23 protein-coding genes are annotated in these 21,004 nt (G+C 58.4%); 12 read left to right on the top strand and 11 right to left on the bottom strand.

Annotated features, from left to right (window positions below):
- Positions 1 to 169 precede the first annotated feature (169 nt).
- Positions 170 to 835: an SDR family NAD(P)-dependent oxidoreductase gene (locus G6R15_RS08805; protein WP_164659498.1), complete on the top strand. Its 666-nt coding sequence runs from the start codon at positions 170 to 172 to the stop codon at positions 833 to 835.
- Between the two features lie 7 nt (positions 836 to 842).
- Here the strand turns inward: G6R15_RS08805 and G6R15_RS08810 are convergent, their stop codons facing one another.
- Positions 843 to 1,424, bottom strand: coding sequence for a cupin domain-containing protein (locus G6R15_RS08810; protein ID WP_164659499.1), 582 nt, complete (start codon positions 1,422 to 1,424; stop codon positions 843 to 845).
- Positions 1,425 to 1,501: 77 nt separating this feature from the next.
- On the opposite strand from G6R15_RS08810, the gene G6R15_RS08815 reads away from it, so the two are divergent.
- Positions 1,502 to 2,686: an MFS transporter gene (locus G6R15_RS08815; protein ID WP_164659500.1), complete on the top strand. Its 1,185-nt coding sequence runs from the start codon at positions 1,502 to 1,504 to the stop codon at positions 2,684 to 2,686.
- A gap of 3 nt (positions 2,687 to 2,689) precedes the next feature.
- On the opposite strand, the gene G6R15_RS08820 is transcribed toward G6R15_RS08815, so the two are convergent.
- On the bottom strand, positions 2,690 to 4,099 hold the full coding sequence (locus G6R15_RS08820; RefSeq protein WP_164659501.1) for an MORN repeat-containing protein: 1,410 nt from the start codon (positions 4,097 to 4,099) through the stop codon (positions 2,690 to 2,692).
- A 156-nt stretch (positions 4,100 to 4,255) separates the two neighbouring features.
- On the opposite strand from G6R15_RS08820, the gene G6R15_RS08825 reads away from it, so the two are divergent.
- From G6R15_RS08825 to G6R15_RS08835, 3 genes are all read left to right on the top strand, one after another.
- A complete protein-coding gene (locus tag G6R15_RS08825; RefSeq protein WP_164660250.1) occupies positions 4,256 to 5,926 on the top strand; it encodes an NAD+ synthase in 1,671 nt (556 codons plus the stop codon).
- Between the two features lie 113 nt (positions 5,927 to 6,039).
- Positions 6,040 to 7,371, top strand: coding sequence for an FAD-binding oxidoreductase (locus G6R15_RS08830; RefSeq protein ID WP_164659502.1), 1,332 nt, complete (start codon positions 6,040 to 6,042; stop codon positions 7,369 to 7,371).
- Positions 7,372 to 7,505: 134 nt separating this feature from the next.
- Complete coding sequence (locus G6R15_RS08835; RefSeq protein WP_164659503.1) at positions 7,506 to 8,564, top strand: dipeptidase; 1,059 nt, start codon at positions 7,506 to 7,508, stop codon at positions 8,562 to 8,564.
- A gap of 37 nt (positions 8,565 to 8,601) precedes the next feature.
- Here the strand turns inward: G6R15_RS08835 and G6R15_RS08840 are convergent, their stop codons facing one another.
- Complete coding sequence (locus tag G6R15_RS08840; RefSeq protein ID WP_164659504.1) at positions 8,602 to 9,534, bottom strand: MBL fold metallo-hydrolase; 933 nt, start codon at positions 9,532 to 9,534, stop codon at positions 8,602 to 8,604.
- Positions 9,535 to 9,666: 132 nt separating this feature from the next.
- Between G6R15_RS08840 and G6R15_RS08845 the strand changes: the two genes are divergently transcribed.
- Positions 9,667 to 10,095, top strand: a complete 429-nt coding sequence (locus G6R15_RS08845; protein ID WP_164659505.1) for a DUF1801 domain-containing protein — start codon at positions 9,667 to 9,669, stop codon at positions 10,093 to 10,095.
- Between the two features lie 75 nt (positions 10,096 to 10,170).
- Positions 10,171 to 11,493 (top strand): glutamate--tRNA ligase, encoded by a 1,323-nt coding sequence (gene gltX, locus G6R15_RS08850; protein WP_164659506.1) that lies wholly within the window; start codon positions 10,171 to 10,173, stop codon positions 11,491 to 11,493.
- An 88-nt stretch (positions 11,494 to 11,581) separates the two neighbouring features.
- On the opposite strand, the gene G6R15_RS08855 is transcribed toward gltX, so the two are convergent.
- The gene (locus G6R15_RS08855) at positions 11,582 to 12,151 is read right to left on the bottom strand and encodes a gamma-glutamylcyclotransferase family protein (protein ID WP_164660251.1); all 570 of its coding nucleotides are present in this window, start codon (positions 12,149 to 12,151) and stop codon (positions 11,582 to 11,584) included.
- A gap of 99 nt (positions 12,152 to 12,250) precedes the next feature.
- On the opposite strand from G6R15_RS08855, the gene G6R15_RS08860 reads away from it, so the two are divergent.
- Entirely contained in the window at positions 12,251 to 12,697 is a 447-nt protein-coding gene (locus G6R15_RS08860; RefSeq protein ID WP_164659507.1) for an Rrf2 family transcriptional regulator, read from the top strand.
- On the opposite strand, the gene G6R15_RS08865 is transcribed toward G6R15_RS08860, so the two are convergent.
- Both G6R15_RS08865 and G6R15_RS08870 read right to left on the bottom strand, forming a co-directional pair.
- Positions 12,698 to 15,226, bottom strand: coding sequence for an ABC transporter permease (locus G6R15_RS08865; RefSeq protein ID WP_164659508.1), 2,529 nt, complete (start codon positions 15,224 to 15,226; stop codon positions 12,698 to 12,700).
- A complete protein-coding gene (locus G6R15_RS08870; RefSeq protein ID WP_164659509.1) occupies positions 15,223 to 15,918 on the bottom strand; it encodes an ABC transporter ATP-binding protein in 696 nt (231 codons plus the stop codon). The genes G6R15_RS08865 and G6R15_RS08870 overlap by 4 nt, the downstream gene beginning before the upstream one ends.
- 51 nt (positions 15,919 to 15,969) lie before the next feature.
- On the opposite strand from G6R15_RS08870, the gene G6R15_RS08875 reads away from it, so the two are divergent.
- Both G6R15_RS08875 and G6R15_RS08880 read left to right on the top strand, forming a co-directional pair.
- Positions 15,970 to 16,602 (top strand): arylesterase, encoded by a 633-nt coding sequence (locus G6R15_RS08875; RefSeq protein WP_164659510.1) that lies wholly within the window; start codon positions 15,970 to 15,972, stop codon positions 16,600 to 16,602.
- 56 nt (positions 16,603 to 16,658) lie between these two features.
- Positions 16,659 to 17,276: an SOS response-associated peptidase gene (locus G6R15_RS08880; protein ID WP_164659511.1), complete on the top strand. Its 618-nt coding sequence runs from the start codon at positions 16,659 to 16,661 to the stop codon at positions 17,274 to 17,276.
- 44 nt (positions 17,277 to 17,320) lie between these two features.
- Here the strand turns inward: G6R15_RS08880 and G6R15_RS08885 are convergent, their stop codons facing one another.
- The 3 genes from G6R15_RS08885 to G6R15_RS08895 form a co-directional block, all read right to left on the bottom strand.
- Positions 17,321 to 17,527 (bottom strand): cold-shock protein, encoded by a 207-nt coding sequence (locus G6R15_RS08885; protein WP_164659512.1) that lies wholly within the window; start codon positions 17,525 to 17,527, stop codon positions 17,321 to 17,323.
- A gap of 224 nt (positions 17,528 to 17,751) precedes the next feature.
- Positions 17,752 to 18,309: a L,D-transpeptidase gene (locus tag G6R15_RS08890; RefSeq protein ID WP_164659513.1), complete on the bottom strand. Its 558-nt coding sequence runs from the start codon at positions 18,307 to 18,309 to the stop codon at positions 17,752 to 17,754.
- Between the two features lie 56 nt (positions 18,310 to 18,365).
- Positions 18,366 to 18,749, bottom strand: a complete 384-nt coding sequence (locus G6R15_RS08895) for a hypothetical protein (RefSeq protein WP_164659514.1) — start codon at positions 18,747 to 18,749, stop codon at positions 18,366 to 18,368.
- Positions 18,750 to 18,869: 120 nt separating this feature from the next.
- On the opposite strand from G6R15_RS08895, the gene G6R15_RS08900 reads away from it, so the two are divergent.
- Positions 18,870 to 19,253, top strand: coding sequence for an acyl-CoA thioesterase (locus G6R15_RS08900; protein WP_164659515.1), 384 nt, complete (start codon positions 18,870 to 18,872; stop codon positions 19,251 to 19,253).
- Between the two features lie 3 nt (positions 19,254 to 19,256).
- Positions 19,257 to 19,685, top strand: a complete 429-nt coding sequence (gene trxC / locus G6R15_RS08905) for a thioredoxin TrxC (protein ID WP_164659516.1) — start codon at positions 19,257 to 19,259, stop codon at positions 19,683 to 19,685.
- Positions 19,686 to 19,689: 4 nt separating this feature from the next.
- Here the strand turns inward: trxC and G6R15_RS08910 are convergent, their stop codons facing one another.
- Positions 19,690 to 19,908 carry a hypothetical protein gene (locus tag G6R15_RS08910; RefSeq protein WP_164659517.1) on the bottom strand — a complete coding sequence of 73 codons (219 nt, stop codon included), beginning with the start codon at positions 19,906 to 19,908 and terminating at the stop codon, positions 19,690 to 19,692.
- A 133-nt stretch (positions 19,909 to 20,041) separates the two neighbouring features.
- On the bottom strand, positions 20,042 to 20,434 hold the full coding sequence (locus G6R15_RS08915; RefSeq protein WP_164659518.1) for a hypothetical protein: 393 nt from the start codon (positions 20,432 to 20,434) through the stop codon (positions 20,042 to 20,044).
- Positions 20,435 to 21,004 lie beyond the last annotated feature (570 nt).

A 21,004-nucleotide genomic window follows, 5' to 3' on the forward strand; every position in this document is an offset into this window, starting at 1 on the left:
AGGTCGAGGTATGTGCGCGGTTGATCATGAGGAAAGTTTATACAGGCCGATTTTGGAATGAAAAGGGTAAAATGCGCAGACCGGGCGGGCCCGGCCAATGCTGTGAAATTTCCGTATTTGAAACGAGAAGCAGATTGAAGTCGCGCTTTGGCCCGCTAGGTCGGCGGTTATGGAAAAAGCGTTGATCATTGGGGCGACTGGCGGCATCGGGCGCGCGCTTGTCGCGGAGTTGGAGGCACGAGGCGTATCGGTCGCGGGGCTGTCACGATCTATAGATGGGTTGGATCTGACTGACCCAGAGGCGGTGGAGCGCATTCTGGGCAGTGTTGAGGGGCCCTTTGATCTGATCCTTGTGGCTTCGGGCGCGTTGGAGGTTGATGGCGCTGCTCCGGAAAAGTCGATTCGCGCGGTGACCGCACAAGCGATGATGAATCAATTTGCGGTAAACGCGGTGGGGCCTGCTCTGGTCCTGCGGCACGCGGCACGCTTGATGCCACGCGAACGGCGGGTGGTGGTCGCTGTGTTGTCCGCGCGGGTGGGGTCCATCGGCGACAACCATTTGGGCGGCTGGATAAGTTACCGCGCGGCCAAGGCAGCGGTGAACCAGATCGTGCACACAGCGGCCATTGAGCTGTCTCGCACGCACAAGCAATCGATTTGCGTCAGCCTGCATCCCGGCACGGTGGCCACCGCGTTCACCGAGAAATACCTCGGCCGTCATCCTGCTGTCGCGCCCGGCGCGGCTGCCCAGAACGTGCTGGGGGTCATTGACGGGCTGGCACAGGGGGACACCGGCGGGTTCTTTGATTGGGCCGGCAAGCCGATCTCCTGGTGACACAGGGTCAATAGTGCGGCGGCGTGACCGCCCAGACCAGCACCGTCTTGTCGGGGCCGGGGTTGTGATAGCGATGCGGGCGGGTCGAAGCGAACTGGATCGTGTCACCGGGACCCAGCAGATAGACCTGATCGTCCACCGTCACCTCCAACTGCCCTTCGGCAACATATCCGGCCTCTTCCCCTTTGTGCGAAAACAGTTCCTCGCCCGAGCTGGCACCGGGTTCGAATGTGGTCAGCACCAGTTCTAGCTGACCTGACAGAGAGGGGCTGAGCAGTTCGTCTTTCAAGCCCGATGAGAACCTGAGGGCCCGCCTGCGGTCCGCGCGCACGATCAGGTCGGCTTCGGGGTCTTCTTCGGTTGCGGGATCGGGAAAGAACCAGTTGATACCCACCCCAAGCGCCTTGCCGATCACGTTGAGCGCGCGGATCGAGGGATCGGCGTCCTGCCGTTCCAGCTGACTGAGGTATCCGACCGACAGGCCAGTTTCACCGGCCAGCTGTTTCAGGGTCAGGCCGCGCGCCTTGCGCAGTTCGCGCATGCGGGCGCCGATGATGGGCGTTGTTTGGCGGAGCGAGGTATCCGTCATTGACTCATCTTAATTTTAGATCAAGAATTATGATAAGGAATCATATCGTATCTGAGAATTCAGATAAAGGAGACATCATGTTCCGCAGCCCATTCTTTCTCGCCTATGGGTTCTGGCATTGGGGTGAAGGGCTGCAGACGGTTCTGTTCACCTGGTACATGACTTTTCATGCGGGATTGTCCGCCATCGAAATCGGCTTTTTTCAGGCGCTGGTCTTGTCACCGTTTTTGGTGTTCACGATTGCAGGCGGGATGCTGACCGATCGCATCGGGGCAGGGGTGAGCTACATTGGCTCGACCACACTCTTTGGCGTGCTCTTGATCGGATACGGCGCGGTCGATCACATGGTTGGCTTTGTGCCGGTGCTGTTCTTTGCCTATTGCGTGGCCGCGGGTGTTGTCAGTGCGGTGTCTAATCCCGCCATCGACACGTTCATCCCCGAAGCGGGGCCGGGAACCGCGCATGAGAACGGGTTGTTGGCGGCCACGGCGCACAATCTGGCCAAGCTGAGCGGCACGATCACCGGGTTGCTGCTGCCGATGCTGGCGGCGTTTGGTGGGTTTGTCGTCAACGGTGTGCTGATGCTGCTGAGCGTTGCCTTTTTGCGCAAACATCTGCGCCAAAACAGGGCGCAACCGCAGGTCCATCCAACGGGAGAGGGGCCACCCTGGTCGCGGATCTGGCAGCACTATCGCAACTGCCCTGAGAACTTTGACATCCTGCTGTCTAGCGCCATGCTAGGGTTGCTGATCGTGCCAACCGGCTACATCCTGTGGCCGCTGACCCTGCGGGAGCGCTTTCCCGAATACGGTGATCTGATCGCATTGGTGAACATCGCCAGTTGGATCGGGGCGATCTCGGCCACCGCCATTGCGGGCCGCCATTCCAGGCGCATTCTAAAGCCGGGGTTGGTGTCGCTTGTAGTGTGGGGTGGCTACGCCGTGATGCTGACCACGCTGACGTTGGTGGGCAGTTTTCCCGCACTTTGCCTTGTCGTGATGGTCCTTGGCAGCGTCAAGGTTGGCAAAGCGATGGTCTATGGCAAATACATCTACAATTGCCCGTCCAGGGCGCGCGGAGTTCTGATCTCGGTCGAACAGACGGCGTTCTGGGGGCTGGCCACATTAGGCACGTTTGTCATGGGGGCATCCGTCGATCTGATCGGGCTGGATACCACCATCCTGACAACGGCGCTGCTGGTGCTGGTGTTCGTGGCGGCGTTGGCGTTGCGCGGGCGCTTGCTGCGCCTCAGCCCGGCATGAGGATCACCCGTCCGAGGCGTTATCGGATTTCAGCGCGCCGTTTTCCCAATCGCCCTGTTCCTCTTGCCCGCTGGCGTAGCGCATTGTGCCTTTGCCTTGACGTTTGCCGTTCAGAAAGTTGCCCTCATACACGTCCCCGTTGGCATAGGTCGCGACACCATAACCGCTGATCTTGCCACCGGACCAGGCCCCTTCGTACTTGAACCCGCTGGCCATGGCAATTTCACCGGTGCCTTCGCGCTGACCGTTGAAGAACTGTCCAGTGTAGACTGAGCCATCCGGGTAGGTCGCTGTGCCTTGGCCGTGGCGCACGCCGTCTTTCCAGTCGCCGTCGTAACGGTATCCGTCCGCATAGGTCATGATCCCTTTGCCGTCGTTTTTGGCGTTCTTGAATTCGCCTTTGTAGACGATGCCATTGGCGTAGGTGGCCGTGCCAATACCTTCGATCACACCAGCGACCCAATCACCCTCGTAGGTAGAGCCGTTGGTATATGTGATCTTGCCCGCGCCGTCCGCCAGATCGGCGCGGAAGTTGCCCACGTAGATCGAACCATCGGGGTAGGTGACTTGTCCTAGACCTTCTATCTGACCGGCGACCCAATTGCCTGCATAGACGTAGCCGTCCGTACCAGTGAACGTTCCTGTTCCTTCGCGACGGTCGTCGGCGAACTGGCCATCGTACACATCGCCATTGGCATACGTGACCTTGCCGTTACCTTCGCGTCGACCAGCGATCAGGTCGCCCTCGTACACGTCGCCGTTGGGTTGGGTCAGCTTGCCTTCACCGCTGATTTGCCCATCTGCCCATAGGCCAACATAGATTAATCCGTCCGGCAGTGTCAGTTTACCTTGTCCGTGCCGCTGGCCATTCAGGATTTCGCCCTCATACGATCCGCCGTCGGGATACGTGACTTTGCCCATACCCTGCTTTTGCCCGTCGATCCAATCGCCATCATAGACATAGCCGCCTGGGCTTTGCATCACGCCCGTACCGTGGTGCTGCGCATTCAGAAAGCTGCCCTCATACCGAACACCGTTGGCGTAGACCGCGACGCCTTGACCGTTGATTACGCCGTCTTTCCATTCACCTTCATAGGTGCCGCCATCGGAAAAGGTGATGCGGCCCAGGCCCTCGGGTTTGCCCTTGGAAAACTCGCCCTCATAGACCGAGCCATTGGGAAAACGCGCAATCCCGTTGCCCTTGATCTCTCCGTCGGTCCACTGGCCCGTGTATTCGTACCCGTTGGGCAGTCGGTATGAGCCGGTGCCATGCTGCAGGCCGCCGCGGAACGTCCCCTCGTACACGCCTCCGATGGCGTCCTGAGTGGTCAGAACCTGGCGGTCTTGTGCCCAGACCGAAGTTGTCACGGTCAACGCAGAAACAACAATTGTCGCGATGCGGATCTGGTTCATGAGTGTTTTGCCTGCCCTATCTGCGGCCAACCTTGTGGCTGACAACGTAAAATTAAGGCAGGTCGCACGGATGAGCAACGCCTTTTGCCGCAGAAGGGTTTCCACTGGCTAATGATCTGCTACATCGCAGGAAACATCAGCGAAAACGAGAACCCGATGACAGACCGCTTCCGCATTACCTTGGCGCAGCTCAACCCCACCGTTGGCGATCTGGCCGACAACGCTGCTCTAGCGCAACGGGCTTGGGAAGACGCGCGCACAGCCGGGGCGAACCTGTTGGCGCTGCCCGAGATGTTCATCACGGGCTACAACCCGCAAGACCTGGTTTTAAAACCCGCGTTCCAGAAGGCGGCGATGGATCAGGTCCATGCCTTGGCGGCGGACTGCGCTGATGGTCCCGCAATTGCCATTGGCGCGCCCTGGGTGATCGACGGTAAGCTATATAACGCTTATGTCATTTTGCAGAATGGAAAGGTCAGCGCGGTTGTGCAGAAACACCACCTGCCAAACGAGGCCGTGTTTGACGAGACGCGCGTTTTTGAACCCGGTCCGGTGGCAGGGCCGTTTTCGGTTGATGGTGTGCGCGTCGGCTCGCCCATTTGCGAAGATGCCTGGCACGAGGATGTCGCCGAAACGCTGGAGGAAACCGGCGCTGAGTTTCTGCTCGTGCCCAACGGCTCGCCCTATTATCGCGGCAAGCACGACATTCGGCTCAGCCACATGGTATCGCGCGTTGTCGAAACCGGGCTTCCGCTGATGTATCTGAATATGGTTGGTGGGCAGGACGATCAGGTCTTTGACGGTGGCAGTTTTGCGCTGAACCCGGGCGGTTCGCTGGCCGTGCAAGTGCCGGTTTTTGACGAAGTGGTCACGCACATTGACCTAGAGCGCATGGATCATGGTTGGCAAATTGTCGAAGGTGCCAAGGCCAGTCACCCACCCGAGATCGAACAGGATTACCGCGTCATGGTCGAGGCGCTGCGTGACTACATGCGCAAGACCGGCTTTTTCAAAGTACTGCTAGGGCTATCGGGTGGCGTGGATTCCGCGCTGGTCGCGACCATTGCTGTCGATGCCCTGGGAGCCGACAACGTGCGCTGCGTGATGCTGCCATCGGAATACACCAGCCAAGCCTCGCTGGATGATGCGCGCGCCGTGGTGGATGCATTGGGTGTGCGTTATGACACGGTTCCGATTGCCGACAGCCGGGCGGCTGTGACCGGTACGCTCGGACCACTTTTCGCAGGAACAGAAACAGGCCTGACCGAGGAAAACATCCAGTCCCGTCTACGGGGACTGCTACTTATGGCGATCTCGAACAAGTTCGGTGAGATGCTGCTGACCACTGGCAACAAATCCGAGGTAGCGGTGGGGTACGCAACGATCTATGGGGACATGAATGGCGGCTACAACCCGATCAAGGATCTCTACAAAACACGCGTGTTCGAAACCTGTCGTTGGCGCAACAAGACCCACCGAGATTGGATGTGCGGTCCTGCCGGGCAGGTGATCTTGCCGTCCATTATCGACAAACCCCCAAGTGCCGAGTTGCGCGAGGACCAGAAAGACAGTGACAGCTTGCCGGATTACCCTGTGCTGGACGCGATTCTGGAAATTCTGGTCGATCAGGACGGTTCCATAGCCGATTGCACCACAGCCGGAATTGACCTGGACGTGGCACGCCAGATCGAGCATCTGCTGCTGATCAGCGAATACAAGCGGTTTCAATCCGCCCCTGGCGCGCGCCTAAGCCACCGGGCGTTCTGGTTGGACCGGCGCTATCCCATCGCAAACCGGTGGCGCGACCGGGGCGAACTCTCAGACTGAGTCCTTGAGACCACAGTATTGTGAAAGAAGTTCTTGTAAGATACGTGGAGACCTTGTCTCGGCGGCATGGTGCCCCCCATATCGCTTGAGTTGCCAGAAGTGAATTTCCAGCCATGCCCGGACCCCGCCTGACAGAGTTTTATTCGGACCTTGCGGTGCCGAAAAAGGTCGACGTCGTCGTAATCGGCGGCGGCATCATTGGCGTGTCGACGGCGTTGGAACTGGCGGATCGCGGCGTTTCGGTTCTGCTGTGCGAAAAGGGGCAGATTGGGGCCGAGCAGAGCTCGCGCAATTGGGGTTGGGTCCGTTTGGGTATGCGCGACCCGCGTGAGATCCCCCTAATGGTCGAGGCCATTCGCATGTGGCATGGGCTGGATGAACGGCTGGGGCGCAAGACGGGCTATACCCAATCGGGCATCGTGTTTGGTGCGTCCGGTAAGCGCGACCTTGCTGGGTTGGAACGGTGGGCCGAGCATGTGGCTGGCTTGCAGGTGGGCGACCGGATTGCGCGGGGCGTTGATTTGGACGATGTGCTAGCGGGCCACCGGACGAGCTTGACCGGCGGACTTTACATGCCTGGCGATGGACGGGCCGAACCCCAGTGGGCGGCGCCTGCAATCGCCGAGGGTGCACGCGACCGGGGGGCATCGATCTTGACTGGTTGCGCTGTTCGGTCGGTTGACGTGCAAGGTGGCAAAGTGGCGGGTGTAATCACTGAACGCGGTCGTGTGACTTGTGATCGGGTGGTCCTGGCTGGCGGTGCGTGGTCGCGCCTTTTTGCCGGGAACGCGGGGATCGACCTGCCGCAACTCAAGGTTATGAACACGGTCATGCGCACATCACCGGTTAAAGACGGTCCCGAAGTTGCGCTGTGGTCAGATAAATTCGCCATCCGTAAACGGGCTGATGGGGGGTATTCTATCGCCTCGGGTCACGAAAACACCGTGGATCTGGTGCCGGATAGTTTGCGGTTGGCCTGGTCATTCCTGCCAGCGTTTCGACAAGAGTGGCGCTCGCTGAGGTTTCGTTTGTCCAAGCAGTGGCTGGAAGAGGCTCGGCAGGATCGCCGGTGGTCGCCAACGGATGTAACCCCATTCGAGCAGTGCCGTATTCTGGATCCCGAACCGTCCGAGAAGGTGCTGCGCAACGCGTGGAGCAGCGCACGCAAAGCGTTTCCCGCCTTGGAAAGCGCCGAGATCGTGCAAAGTTGGGCAGGGATGATAGACGTGACGCCGGATGCGATCCCTGTGATTTCGCAGGTGGCAGATCTGCCGGGTATGCATATCGCCACTGGGTTTTCTGGGCACGGCTTTGGCATTGGCCCTGGAGCGGGGCAGCTGATGGCCGATTTGGTGACGGGGGCATCCCCGCTGGTGGACCCGTGGGAATTCCGGCTGTCGCGATTCACCGATGGCGCCCGCGTGGCCCCTGATCCGGGCTACTAGCCAAGCTTAGGTGAGTTCTTCGAGTTTCACTTGGAAAACTGACGTTTTGACTGTGCATGTTGATCCTGCGCGCAGTCACTTGCTAGGAATAACTTATTACAGTTCAGCTAGTAGATCAGAGGCTTTTTCCCATCATGCAGGTTCAGCACTCTTACATCTTCGATGGTCACAACGATGTCCTAAGCCGGATGTTGTCACGTTCTCCGCTCGACTACACAAAAGCATTCGAAACCGGATGGGATGGCCATATCGACGTGCCCAAGGCCAAGGCAGGCGGTTTGAATGCGGGGTTTTTCGCTGTCTACATCTCTTCTGGCGGCGATGGGGCAAGCATCGTCGAACTGATGCAGAGGCATGGCTATGACCTGCCTTTGCCCGAGCAGATAAAAACTGGCGATGCTGGTCCCGTTGCTTGGCAGCAGATCGAAATCCTCAAAACGTTAGAGCAACATGGTCTTGTCAGGATTTGCACAGATGTCTCGCAGATCAAAGAGAGTGTTGAAAATGGCCCGATAGCCGCGGTTCTTCATATGGAAGGCGCAGAAGCGATTGGGCCTGACTTGGCCGAACTGGATGCGTTTCACGCTGAGGGGCTGCGATCTTTGGGTCCGGTTTGGAGCCGCCCGACAATTTTTGGCGAAGGGGTGCCATTTCGCTTTCCCTCCACACCTGACACTGGCGGCGGCCTGACAGAGGCGGGGCACAGATTGGTGCGCCGCTGCAACACGTTGGGGATTATGCTGGATGTGTCTCATCTTAACGAAGCTGGTTTTTGGGATCTGGCGTCCACAACAGATGCGCCCATTGTAGCGACACATTCCAATGTGCACGCCATCTGTCCCCACTCCCGTAATCTTACGGACAAGCAACTTGAGGCCATCGCCGAAAGTGGTGGAGTGGTTGGCTTGAACTACGCCACGGCCATGTTGCGGGCGGATGGCCGCATGGTTGCCGAAACACCGGTGGCTGAGATGATCCGGCATCTGGAGCATATGCTGGGAATCTTGGGTGAAAATGGCGTGGCGCTTGGGTCGGATTTTGACGGCGCCATGGTGCCAGAGACCATTGGCGACGCCAGCGGGCTGGGTGTTCTGAGGTCCGCGATGCAGGATGCTGGATTTGGCGCGGAACTGATCGAAAAGATCTGTCACCGGAACTGGCTGGACGTTCTGGCGCGTACTTGGGACGTGTAAGAGGGGGTGGCCCAACTGGCAGGCCACCGCGCTTGGATTAACCCATCAACTGATAGCTGACCGGCACATAGCGAAAGCCTTCGTCGCGGGTTTCAACGTAGCCAGCGGCGGGGAAGGGCATGTGATAACCGATCATCGGGATCTTGTCGGCGGCCAGCATTCCCAGAACGCGACGTCGCGAGGCAGCGGCATCTTCGGGCGAGGCGTCAAAGCTGAAGGCCCAGTCGGGGCGCGCAAAGCTCCAGACATAGTGGTTGGCCAGGTCCGCCGTCAAAACCAACTGACGCCCGCCGCTTTCCAGCATGAAACAGGTGTGACCGGGCGTGTGGCCGTGGCTGGCCACGGCTGTAACGCCGGACACGACACTGTCGCCATCGTTTAGGAAGGTCATCTTTTCGGCCAAAGGCGTGACCAGTTTGGCGACCATGTCACCCACGCGATTCCCGGCCTCCATCTTGGACCAGAAATTGTATTCGGCCGCCGCCGTCACATATCTTGCGTTGGGGAATGTCGGGGCGCCGTCGGTCATCATGCCGCCAATGTGGTCGGGGTGCATGTGGGTGATGACTACTACATCGATGGCGTCCGCCGAAACACCCGCCTGCGCCATCGCCTTTGCGATGCCGCCCTGGCCCAGACCAGTGTCGAACAGCACGAGTTCGCTGCCCGTGTCGATCACGGTAGGGGTGAAATAGAACTGCACACTGTCTGACGGAATGAAGTTTTCGGCAGACAGTTGCGCGAACTCGTCATCCGATGCGGCCTTGCCGAACATGTCCTTTGGACCTTCACGCATGGCGCTGCCATCAAGCAGCGTAGTCACGGACATATCGCCCAATTTGAAACTACGTGCGAGCGGTGCGGGGGCCTTGCCGCCATGTCCACCTGCCAACAAGGGCGAAGCAGCGGCAGCAAGCGGAAGGGCGGCGGCACCGGTCAGCGCGGCGCGGCGGGTCATGTTCAGGGTCATCGGGTCACTCCTTGTTGGTCTTTCAACGTGCTGGTCCAATATCGCCAAAGCTAGTCCGGTTTGGTGACATGACCATCACCTTCGCGTGTGCTTTTTCTGGCTTGGTGTCGGGATGGCGCCTAAAGTGGTGACATGAGCGCCAACAAGACCCAACCCACCGACGCAGACGTTGCAGCATATCTTGCCAGGGTGATGCCCGCATCCAAAGCCGCAGACGCTGTGCGATTGGACCAGCTGTTTCGTGAAGTCACGGGGTTTCAGCCGGTGATGTGGGGCGAGGCCATCGTGGGGTATGGGCGGTATCACTATCGCTACAAAACGGGCCGCGAGGGGGATTTTCTTGCCACTGGCTTTGCGCCGCGCAAATTGGCCCTGTCGATCTACATCATGCCGGGTTATGCGGATTTTGATGATATTCTGGCGCGCCTGGGTAAACACAAGATCGGCAAATCCTGCCTGTATGTGAACAAGCTGGCGGATATTGATCTGGAAGTGTTGGCAGAGCTAATCCGTGCCGGGTTGCGTGATCTTGGTAACCACTGGCCGGTTGAACCAACCTGACCTTGCAGCACTCCTTGCCCTCTACTGGACAAAACGGCACGCCTGTGACAATTGACGCGGCAACAGGAGATGCTGATGACCACCACCCGTTTCGCCCCGTCGCCCACCGGTTACATTCACGTGGGCAACCTGCGCACTGCGCTGATGAACTATCTGATCGCCCGCAAAGCAGGCGGCACGTTCATCTTGCGCATCGACGACACCGACCCGGAGCGCTCGAAAGAGGAATACGTCGACGGCATCAAGCAGGATTTGGAATGGCTGGGTCTGCAGTGGGATCGGGTCGAACGGCAGTCCGAGCGGTTGGAGCAGTACAACGCAGCCGCCGACAAACTGCGCGAGATGGGTCGGTTTTATGAGGCATTCGAGACGCCGGTCGAGCTAGACCTGAAGCGCAAGAAACAACTCAACATGGGCAAACCGCCAGTCTATGACCGTGCTGCGCTGAACCTGTCAGATGCCGAAAAAGACGCCCTGCGCGCCGAGCGTGGCAATGGCGTCTGGCGGTTTAAGCTGGATCACGAACGGATCGATTGGACCGATGGCATTCTTGGCGACATCTCGATTGATGCCTCCAGCGTGTCGGACCCGGTTCTGATCCGTGGTGATGGGCAGCTGCTCTATACCTTGGCGTCGGTCGTGGATGACACTGAAATGGGCGTGACGGATGTGGTGCGTGGGTCGGATCACGTGACCAACACTGCGACACAGATCCAGATCATCAAGGCCCTTGGTGGCGATTGCCCGCGTTTTGCACACCATTCGTTGCTGACCGGCCCGCAGGGCGAGGCGCTGTCGAAACGACTGGGCACTTTGGCCTTGCGTGATCTGCGCGAGGCGGGCGTGCAGCCGATGGCATTGCTGTCGCTGATGGCACGTTTGGGCTCGTCCGACCCGGTCGAGCTGCGTTCGGATATGGCACAGCTGATCGACGGGTTCGACATAAATCGCTTTGGTGCTGCACCAACCAAGTTCGACGAGCAGGACCTGTACCCGCTGACCGCGCATTACCTGCAGACGCTGCCGCTAAGCGCGGTTGCTGATCAGGTTTCAGGTGTTGGTGTTCCGGGTGAATTGGCCGAAGCGTTCTGGTTGATGGCGCGTGGCAACATCTCCACGCTCAAGGATCTGGGTGCTTGGTGGCAGCTTTGCCGCGACGGGGCCGAGCCGCTGATCGATGACGAAGACCGCGAATTCATTGCCGAGGCCATGGCGCTGTTGCCTGACGACGTAGATGGCGACACCTGGGGCAGCTGGACCAAGGCCGTGAAAGAGGCCACCGGTCGCAAGGGCAAGGGCCTGTTCATGCCGCTGCGCAAGGCGCTGACCGGTCAGGAACGGGGCCCGGAAATGGCGGTTCTGCTGCCGCTGTTGCAGGTGATCAAGGCGCGCGGGTAAGTCGTGCCGTTCAGGCGCGTGCTTCTGGCGGAGCCGTATTTGGAACAAAAAGAAACGAGGGCGGCTTTGATCCAGGGCTGCCCTTTTCTTATGCTGGTTGGATGGGCTTGACGTTTAGGTCTGCGAGGTGGCTCTCCACCAGAGCGGTCTCCTCCGGGGTGAGTGTTTGGTGGCGTGGGTAACGGGGCGCTGCGCGGTCATCCAGAATCGGAGCATCCCAACCGTCGGTGGTGGCAAAGAAATCGGTGACACCTTTAAGCCCGAACATCTGGTGATAGCCCTGAACAACTACGTCCAGGTAGCTCAGAAGGATCGGGTGCCGGGTGTCAGGTGGTGATTGTCGCGCCACTGGGACGGCATAGACGGCGATCTCGGCCGGGTGGGGTAGATTGTGGCTGATGGACTGGGTCGATGAATGGCGATCATAGGCCCATTCGCGTTCATCCAAGGCGGCCCAATCGTTGTTGGGGACATGGGCGATCAACCCGTCGATCTCGGACGCCTCGCACGGAACGGCGGTCAGAAAGGCCACGGGACGCAGGTCGGTGTGCCGCCAAGCGCGCCGCCACCCACGCAAGCGGGCTGGTTGCGGGTTCAAGTAGTCGTGCGTGGCGCGGTTCACTAGGCTGCCGTAGCCAAAGAAATAGGGGGAGGTCATCGTCATTCTGCCGCTCGGTTGCTCCATTGATGTATGTCAAACCGCTTTTTTGCGGGATGTGCAATAGATGGCGCAGCTAGAGACCGAGGAGGCGTTGCCATGCGTATCACCAAGAGAACCAACATTGCTGTGCGGTTGTTGATGTATTGTGCCGCGCATACCGACCGGCTGGTGACAAAATCCGAGATCGCCGAGGTTTGCAACATCTCGGAAAACCATCTGGCACAGGTCATCAACCAATTGAGCCAGCTGAATTTCCTGAGCACACAGCGCGGTCGCAACGGCGGTATGAGTTTGGCGCGCAGTGCCGATCAGATCCAAATCGGCGACGTGTTTCGCCATATTGAAGGAAATCTGCCTATTGCCGAATGTTTTGCGGATGTCGACAACACTTGCCCCCTGACAGACGCCTGTCGATTGCGCGTGGCGCTGAGTGACGCAGCGCAGGCGTTCTATGCCTCGCTGGATGAGATCACGCTGGAAGCTCTGGTGTGTGACAACACCGACCTGTTGAAGATACTACAACCGATCACCTGCGGGCGCTGATCATTCGCGCGCCCGCAAATTCTGCGCCGGGCTGACGGACAGAGGACGCCAGGCAAAGGCGAGCCCTGCAAGCAGGGTCGCAAACACCCCGCCTGAGACGATGGCTACCGCCGAGGGCCAAATCACAGTAAAGTCGGTTTCCAGCACATAGTTACTGACGGCCCATCCGCCCAACACACCTGCCAAAAGCGCTATGCAGCCAGCAGCCGCGCCCAAGAATGCCGAGCGTAGCGCAAAGCTGGACAACACCCGCGCGCGTGTTGCGCCCAAGGTTTTCAGGATCGATGCCTCGTAGGTGCGCGCGGCCTCACCCGCAGCGGCGGCTCCGATCAGGACCAAAAAGCCGGTCAACAGCGAAGCGCCTGCGCCGTATGATGTGGCTGCTGCCAAACCGGCCAGAACATCCGACACACGGTCGATGGCGTCTTTCACACGGATTGCAGTGATGTTGGGATAGTCCTCGGCCAGATCGCGCAGGATCTGGGTTTCAGCCTCTTCTTCGGCATAAACGGTCGAGATGAAACTGTGCGGGGCACCCGCGACGGCAGACGGGTTCATCGTCATCACAAATCCGATCCCGGCAGTCGAGAAATCAACCTCGCGGAATGATGTGATGGTCGCATCAATGTCCCGACCAAGGATGTTTACGGTCAGCGTGTCGCCAAGCGAGAGGCCCAGTTCTTCGCCCTCCTCGGCGGCAAAGCTGATTTGTGGCGGGCCAGTGTAGTCCTTGGGCCACCACTCACCTTCGAGCAGGCGGGTGTTGTCGGGCATATCGGCGGCATAGGTAATGCCCCGGTCGCCTTCGATCACCCAGTGATCGCCGGCCACTTCGATGGCGGATTCCCCGTTGATCTGGGTGATCACGCCACGCAACATCGGGGCGCTTTCGATCTTGCTGACAGCGGGATCGTTTTCCAGCCGTTCCATGTAGCCCGGCATCTGATCCTTCTGGATGTCGACAAAGAAATACGAGGGCGCGATGTCGGGCAGGTTGCCGGAAATGGCATTTCGCAGGTTGCCGTCGATTTGCCCGACGGCGGCCAGTACCGACAGCCCCAGACCGAGCGAAAGAACCACCGAAGCTGCCCCTTCGCGCGGGTCCGAGATGGCTGCGAATGCCCATCGGAGCGCGGGTTTGCCGCGTGCCGGACGCGACCCAAGTCGCGCCAGCTTGCGCAAGCCGATTGCCGAAAGCGAAAGCAGCAGCAACGTGCCAATCAAGCCACCTGTGGTCCAAAGCGTCAATTCAGCCGAACCGCTGAACCAGGCCGCCAAACCGATCAGCAACGCCAAACCGCTCAAAGTCGCAAGAAGATACCCAAAGCGCGGTAGCAGCCGGGCGCGGCTGAGCGCGTCGCGGTAGAGCGCAGCGGGGCCTATCTCGGCCGTGCGCGACAGAGGCCAGAGGGTGAACACAAACGCAGTGAGCAAGCCATAAAGCGCAGCTTCGGCTAGCGGGCCGGGGTAGATTGAAAAGGCCGCCGGAATTGGCAAGCGGGCCTCGATAATTGGGGCCAGCAGGACAGGCACAAGGCCGCCCAACAACAAGCCCAGGGCTATGCCCAGGATCGACAGGGCGCCGATTTGCAGGAAGTAGGTTTGGAAGATAGTGGCCCGGTCTGCTCCGAGTGTGCGGAAAGTGGCAATGGTGCTGGTTTTCCCTGCTAGATATGACCGTACAGCGGCAGACACGCCGACGCCGCCAACGGCCAGGCCAGCCAAGCCCACCAAAATTAGAAACGCACCCAAACGGTTTACGAATTCAGCTACGCCTGGCGCACCATTGCGGGAATCGGTCCAGCGCATGCCCGATGTAGTGAACGCATCTTTGGCCTGTTCGGATAAGATCGGCAGGTCTGCCTGTGGCGGCAGGTCCATGCGATACTTGGTCGAATAAAGCGATCCGGGTACGAGCAACCCGGAGTCCTGCAGGTCTGTCGTGTACAACAAGGTTCGAGGGCCCAGACCAAAACCATCTGCGGCGGCATCTGGTTCGCGTGTGAGCTCTGCCATCAGAACAAAGTCTTGTGTGCCCAGTCGAAAGGTTTCCCCTGGTGTCAAACCCAGACGGTCCATCAAAACGCGGTCCATCACGGCACCCGGCAAACCGCCGGTTCCATCCAAGGCGGTGGGCAGCGGCATGTCTGGGTTCAACTCCACCGTGCCCACCAGCGGGTATAGCTCATCGACCGATTTCACCTGTGTCAGACCGCGTTCGGTAACACCGTCATTGTCAACCACGGCCATAGAGCGAAAATCGGTCACCTCGGAAACCTGAGTTGCATTCTCGGCCATCCAGGCGCGTTCCAGGTCAGAGGCAAACCGATATGTGAACTCCATCTGCGCGTCGCCGCCCAGAATGGCGGATCCTTCGCGTGTTAGTCCCTCGGTGATACCGGCACGGATCGAACCGACCGCAGCGATGGCAGCGACACCAAGGGCAAGACACGCAAGGAAGATGCGAAAGCCGTGCAGGCCGCCGCGCAACTCTCGGGCCGCAAAGCGGGAAGCTAGGCGCAGGCTCATTCCGCGGCCTCTTGCACAGCGTTCCGATCAATTCGCCCGTCGCGCAAGCGAATCACCCGGTCACAGCGCGCCGCCAGTGCGCGGGAGTGTGTGACTAGAACTAGCGTCGCTCCATGACGGTCACGCAAGTCAAAGAGTAGGTCCATGATGGCATTTCCGTTGGTGCCGTCCAAGTTGCCGGTGGGTTCATCGGCCAACAGGATGTCAGGGCGTGGTGCAATGGCTCGGGCCAGGGCGACCCGTTGTTGTTCACCGCCAGACATCTGGGTTGGATAGTGATGGCTACGGTGAGCTAGCCCCACGGCTTCGAGTTCTGCTTCGGCGCGGTCAAATGCGTCGCGATGCCCTGCCAGCTCCAGCGGCGTCGCGACGTTTTCCAAGGCAGTCATCGTGGGGATCAGGTGAAAATTTTGAAACACCACTCCCATGTGCGCCCGGCGAAATGTGGCGAGTTGATCCTCGGACATGTCTGTCAGGTTTTGCCCGAGGGCGGTTATCGTGCCGCCGGTTGCGTGCTCCAACCCGCCGATCAGCATCAATAGCGAAGATTTGCCTGAACCGGACGGCCCGATCATTCCCACAGTCTCGCCCTTAGCGACCTCCAATGAGATGCCGTGTAGAATATCCACCCGTCCGGCATTGCCATCCAGTGACAAACACGCATTTTGGAGGGAGAGAATGGGCTGTGTCATGTGGGCCGTCCTGTTGTCGTTTGTTCATTGGGATATGGAGTGTACTGCGAAATGCGCAAGGTTCTGTTTGCTGGGCTTTTTGTCTTGTGCGGTTTTCCGGCAACGGCGGATCCGCTGGTGGTCGCCGCTTTGGGCGACAGCCTGACCCAAGGATATGGCCTGCCGCAGGGACAGGGGTTCGTGCCACAGCTGCAAGGCTGGCTGGATGAACAGGGCGTCGAGGTGAAATTGATCAACGCGGGTGTTTCAGGCGATACAACCGCCGGTGGCGCCGCTCGGGTGGCTTGGACATTAACACCAAACGTCGACGCGATGATCGTGACGCTTGGCGGCAACGACATGCTGCGCGGGATCGACCCGGCTGCAGTGCGTCAGAACCTGACGACGATCCTGACGGCTGCGCGCGATGCAGATGTTCAGGTTCTGCTGGTCGGCATGCAAGCGCCGGGCAATTATGGTCCCGAGTACAAAGCGGACTTCGACAACGCGTATGTTGAGTTGGCCGATGAGTTCGGGGTGCTTCTGGCCGAGAGCTTCTTTCAAGGCTTCCCAGTGAACGATGATCCGTCCGCTGTACAGCAATGGATGCAGGCCGACGGCATTCACCCGAATCCCGAGGGTGTGACTCTGATCGTAGAAGCGTTGGGGCCGCAAGTTTTGGACCTGGTCGATGCTGCGAAGTGATTTGTCTTCTGGCCAACCGGTCCTTTAGGCTGATTGAGGAAGCGAAGGAAATTCAAATGCCGGGGCGTTTTTTTCTGACCACGCCGATGACAGAGGTGGCTGAGCAGTTGTGCGTTCCGGTCGGCGACCTGACCGATGAACCGCCGCGCCAAAACATCCAGCCGGGTCAAGACATCGTGGTACTGACCCCCCTGGGATTGACCCAAATGCGATGGGGTATGATCCCTGTCGGTCGGGTCAATGCAAGGGGACGTCCAGTGATGGAGACCATCATCAACGCCCGCTCGGAGACGGTGTTCGACAAGTCGGCGTTTGACGGGGTTGGCCGGGCCATCATCCCGGTGGATGGGTGGTATGAATGGACAGGCGAGAAACGACGCAAAACCACTTGGCGCCTTTCTGCCAGAGATGGGCGGCCGCTATTTTTTGCTGCCATCACAGACGTCTGGATTGCTCCGGGTGGGTTGCAGGTTCCGCAAGCTGCAGCTGTTACCTGTGAACCGAACGCCGATGTCGAACCCATCCACCACCGGATGGGTGTCATCCTGAAGGAAGATGATGTGCAAACTTGGTTAACTGGAGAAGAGGGCGTCGCCCGCGATCTGATGCGTCCATTGCCAAATGGCCTTCTGGACATCCGCGAGGCAAAAGATGTGAACTGGTCAAGCCCATAGAAAAAGGGCGGGTCACAGACTGACCCGCCCTTCGATGTCAGAGCTTAGACAACTGCGATGTTCACAGCTGCTTCGCGGCCATCGCGGCCGGGCTCGATGTCGAAAGTGACTTTCTGGTTGTCGGCCAGGCCGGTCAGGCCAGCGCGCTCGACAGCCGAGATGTGTACGAACACGTCGCGTCCGCCGCCCTCAGGCGCAATAAAGCCGAAGCCTTTAGTTGTGTTGAACCATTTGACGGTGCCATTTGCCATCGTCGTTTCTCCTTTAAATAACTGCCCACGGAATGCGGCAGGTCGGCTAGGTCAGTGCAAGATCGAAGACTGAGCCGGAAGAGGAGCAGTAGTGTCGATAGCGTAACGTCGCGGCCAAGACATGGTACGGATAGGGTTCAATTTCAAGTGAAAACCAAGCAAAAAGCGCAGGTAAGCAACTTCAGGCCCATAGATAGGGGTTTATTTTCCCTCTGTAGTCGACCTTAAAGCACTGTAACCATGGTCCCAATGGGTACTCGTTGGTACAAATCCATAACATGTTCGTTCAGCATTCGGATGCACCCATTCGACGCTGCCAGACCGATCGTTTCGGGTTGAGTGGTGCCGTGAATCCGGAAGTAGGTGTCGACCCCGTTCTGAAACAGATAGAGCGCACGCGCGCCCAAAGGGTTGCTCGGACCGCCTGGTTGCACATATTTGTTGTTGGCAAATTTGGCATAAGTTTGGGGCGAGCGTTCGATCATTTCTTGCGTAGGGCGCCAGGTCGGCCACTCTTTTTTGACGTCGATCGTGGCAGTTCCAGTGAACTCCAGTCCGGCTTTGCCAACGCCACAACCATAGCGGATCGCTTTTCGCTCATCGGTCACAAAATACAGGTAGAACGAGCGCGGCAGGATCAGCAGTCGACCGGGTTCATAGCCTTTTTTGATCCGAACTTCTTGCGGTGTGGGGTCAAAAACCGCGGAACTCTGGGACCAGGTAACCTGAGGCAAGGTGCCTGCTGCGGCAGTTGCGGCAAGAAAGCTGCGTCGTGAAAACATGACCGACCTCATTCAAAATCCATATACTTCCAATTTTGAAGGTCTGACTGGGTAGGTCAACGGTTTTGCTGCCAATGTCGGAAAAGTGATATCAGGGTTGCGGCAGCAAAGGCGCAGGTTGCGATCCAGCCAAAGTACCACATTTGCCCGGCCAGAGCGTCCTCGGCATAAGAAGCAGCGAACCGTGTTTTTCCAATTGTGGCAATGGCATAGCTTGTCGCGGTGAGGGCCGCGAACGCAACCGATCTGACAAGGGCAAAGGGCATGAACGCTGCGCCGATGGCGTAAAGACCCCACCCGAGGGGCAAACCGATCCAGATCACCTTGTTCGCCCACCAGGGGTGCGCGCCCAGGTTCTTTGGCAGACTCAGGGCCATGGCCAAGGTTGCAAGCAACAGCAAAAGGACAAGGGGTGGGATCATCTGTCTGGCGTATGTCATGATCCTGATCTAGGCGGCTAATCAGGGTTGCGAAACCCGCGTGACGGTTTCGTGATCTGCGTTGCAGTTGTGTCGGTTTCCCGGTCTACTGGACGCGCCGCAGCGCAGAAGGAATAGGATATGACCGACCAGGCCGAGCCAACAGGCGAACTGACACTACGCACCCTTGCCATGCCCAAAGATGTGAACGTAAACGGGGACATCTTTGGCGGTTGGGTGCTCAGCCAGATGGACATCGCAGCCGGGATCATGGCCGGCGACAAGGCGCGTGGCCGGGTGGCGACTGTTGCGGTCGACGCGATGAAGTTTATCCGCCCGGTTCACGTGGGCGACGTGCTGTGCATCTATTGCCATCTTGCGCGAGTCGGGCGCACCTCGCTGGCGATAGAAATCGCGGCTTGGGTGCTGCGCGACCGTTACGGAGACCGTGAGAAGGTGACCGAGGCTGTGTTCACTTTTGTCGCCATCGACGAAAATGGACAGCCACGTCCGGTCGAGGGCTGAAGCGTGGGCGACAAGACACTGACCTGCCTGAATTGCGGGCAATTGAACCGCGTGCCCGAATCGAAAATTGGGGCGGGGGCGAAATGCGGAAAATGCAGCAAGGCGTTGGTGCCCGCAGATGCGGTTGAGGTCTCGCCCGCGATTCTGGAAAAGGCCAGCAAGAACGACGACCTGCCGCTGGTGGTGGATTTTTGGGCCCCGTGGTGCGGGCCGTGCAAGATGATGGCGCCTGAGTATTCCAAGGCCGCGAAGAAGCTCAGCGGCAAGGCGCGGCTGGTCAAGGTGAACACGCAAAAGCACCAATCGACCGGCGGGCGCTATCGGATTAAGGGCATCCCGACGATGGTGGCCTTTGAACGCGGCAAGGAGAGCAAACGCCAAGCGGGCGCGATGCGAGCCGGTCAGATCGAAGGATGGATTAGGGGGCGTTGAAGTCTTAGGCCGTTTCCATCTCGGCGGCCAGAACAGCCGGGGGCATGGGCGGGTCAGAGCGTCCGCGCAGCAACAGCACGCCGATGGTAGCGAATAGCGAGAGTGATCCGATCAGCGGATAAAGCGCCAGTGACAGCCACAGAGGCAGGGCAAAGACGGTATACCCCAGGACAGCGGCCAACAGCCCACCAAACAGTCCCGCGATCAATCCAACCCAAGCCACAACGCTAACCTCCTGCTGCGTATACCCGCACACGCGCTAAATTAAGTGTGCACGATTCACCTTATGGTACAATCATAGGTTATCTAGAATTGTGTTCAAACTGGGGCAAACCCGTAGGTTCGGCGCATTTTCGCTAAATTGGCTTGGCGAGGTCTCCAATCTCTGCGCGCAACGGCATCCACTCATCCTTGGGGTTTTCTTCAACTTCCTCCACGGTAGCGCCCAATACGGCAATGCCCCCTGTTCTGCGAGTAATGACCTTGCGGCCGGGAGAGTTGTCACGCTGATCGCTAGAGACTGTAGAAATAAGTTCTTGCAAGTGTGAAACACGTACTTTGCCAACAACAGTTTCGAGAGCGCCAAGATCTTCGCCTGTTTTCGGATCAATGATATTCTCGCCGACTCTAAACACCAAAAAACGATCGCCACTCTGAATGCCGGAAGACCCACCTTTGTTTAACACAAGGTTATACTCGTCAATGATTTGCACTACTCTGGGGAGATCTTCATAAACATTGTCGGTCATCGGAATAGTCCAGGTTTTACGAGAATTTGATCTTTCTCAGATTTCAGCAAAGCAAGGTAGTCGGTTTCTTGCTCATCAATGGGCGCGGTTTTGAGTTGCACTAGTTGATTTGACTGTATGTTAATGACTTCCGCTCCGCACACTAGTTTTTCGAAATCATTTTCAAGGATGTAAATTGCAGTTCCTACGCCTATTCCAAGCCACGGACTGTTCTCGACAATAATTATCCCATCGTCTCGAACGATACGAACCTTGGGAGATGCCAAATAGTCTTTCGGATGCTAGCTCAACACTAGCCAAGCAAAAAGGAGTAATAGAAACCAGTAAGCTCCGTGTGTTAGAAGCCAAGTTCCATTATCATTTACCCATGCCTGTCCTTGAATCAATTGGACGATAACGAAAACTACTGCAAGGAATCCGCCGATTCCCCCAATTGCTTTAGCGTAGCTCAATGCGTCTTTTTTTAGGGTATCCAACACTTGCAACTGACTGTAAAATATATGCGTCACGCAACTTGCGTGACGCTTCAGGTGCAAATTACCAGTTGTGAGGTATTATTCAAGCGGCAGT

Origin of the sequence: Tropicibacter sp. Alg240-R139, assembly GCF_900537075.1 — a bacterium.
Taxonomy (GTDB): domain Bacteria; phylum Pseudomonadota; class Alphaproteobacteria; order Rhodobacterales; family Rhodobacteraceae; genus Falsiruegeria.

Bases quoted from the DNA above. Each gene is read 5' to 3' on its own strand.
- G6R15_RS08805 (WP_164659498.1), top strand. From the start codon at position 170: ATGGAAAAAGCGTTGATCATTGGGGCGACTGGCGGCATCGGGCGCGCG.
- G6R15_RS08810 (WP_164659499.1), bottom strand. From the start codon at position 1,424: ATGACGGATACCTCGCTCCGCCAAACAACGCCCATCATCGGCGCCCGC.
- G6R15_RS08815 (WP_164659500.1), top strand. From the start codon at position 1,502: ATGTTCCGCAGCCCATTCTTTCTCGCCTATGGGTTCTGGCATTGGGGT.
- G6R15_RS08820 (WP_164659501.1), bottom strand. From the start codon at position 4,099: ATGAACCAGATCCGCATCGCGACAATTGTTGTTTCTGCGTTGACCGTG.
- G6R15_RS08825 (WP_164660250.1), top strand. From the start codon at position 4,256: ATGACAGACCGCTTCCGCATTACCTTGGCGCAGCTCAACCCCACCGTT.
- G6R15_RS08830 (WP_164659502.1), top strand. From the start codon at position 6,040: ATGCCCGGACCCCGCCTGACAGAGTTTTATTCGGACCTTGCGGTGCCG.
- G6R15_RS08835 (WP_164659503.1), top strand. From the start codon at position 7,506: ATGCAGGTTCAGCACTCTTACATCTTCGATGGTCACAACGATGTCCTA.
- G6R15_RS08840 (WP_164659504.1), bottom strand. From the start codon at position 9,534: ATGACCCTGAACATGACCCGCCGCGCCGCGCTGACCGGTGCCGCCGCC.
- G6R15_RS08845 (WP_164659505.1), top strand. From the start codon at position 9,667: ATGAGCGCCAACAAGACCCAACCCACCGACGCAGACGTTGCAGCATAT.
- gltX (WP_164659506.1), top strand. From the start codon at position 10,171: ATGACCACCACCCGTTTCGCCCCGTCGCCCACCGGTTACATTCACGTG.
- G6R15_RS08855 (WP_164660251.1), bottom strand. From the start codon at position 12,151: ATGACCTCCCCCTATTTCTTTGGCTACGGCAGCCTAGTGAACCGCGCC.
- G6R15_RS08860 (WP_164659507.1), top strand. From the start codon at position 12,251: ATGCGTATCACCAAGAGAACCAACATTGCTGTGCGGTTGTTGATGTAT.
- G6R15_RS08865 (WP_164659508.1), bottom strand. From the start codon at position 15,226: ATGAGCCTGCGCCTAGCTTCCCGCTTTGCGGCCCGAGAGTTGCGCGGC.
- G6R15_RS08870 (WP_164659509.1), bottom strand. From the start codon at position 15,918: ATGACACAGCCCATTCTCTCCCTCCAAAATGCGTGTTTGTCACTGGAT.
- G6R15_RS08875 (WP_164659510.1), top strand. From the start codon at position 15,970: ATGCGCAAGGTTCTGTTTGCTGGGCTTTTTGTCTTGTGCGGTTTTCCG.
- G6R15_RS08880 (WP_164659511.1), top strand. From the start codon at position 16,659: ATGCCGGGGCGTTTTTTTCTGACCACGCCGATGACAGAGGTGGCTGAG.
- G6R15_RS08885 (WP_164659512.1), bottom strand. From the start codon at position 17,527: ATGGCAAATGGCACCGTCAAATGGTTCAACACAACTAAAGGCTTCGGC.
- G6R15_RS08890 (WP_164659513.1), bottom strand. From the start codon at position 18,309: ATGTTTTCACGACGCAGCTTTCTTGCCGCAACTGCCGCAGCAGGCACC.
- G6R15_RS08895 (WP_164659514.1), bottom strand. From the start codon at position 18,749: ATGACATACGCCAGACAGATGATCCCACCCCTTGTCCTTTTGCTGTTG.
- G6R15_RS08900 (WP_164659515.1), top strand. From the start codon at position 18,870: ATGACCGACCAGGCCGAGCCAACAGGCGAACTGACACTACGCACCCTT.
- G6R15_RS08915 (WP_164659518.1), bottom strand. From the start codon at position 20,434: ATGACCGACAATGTTTATGAAGATCTCCCCAGAGTAGTGCAAATCATT.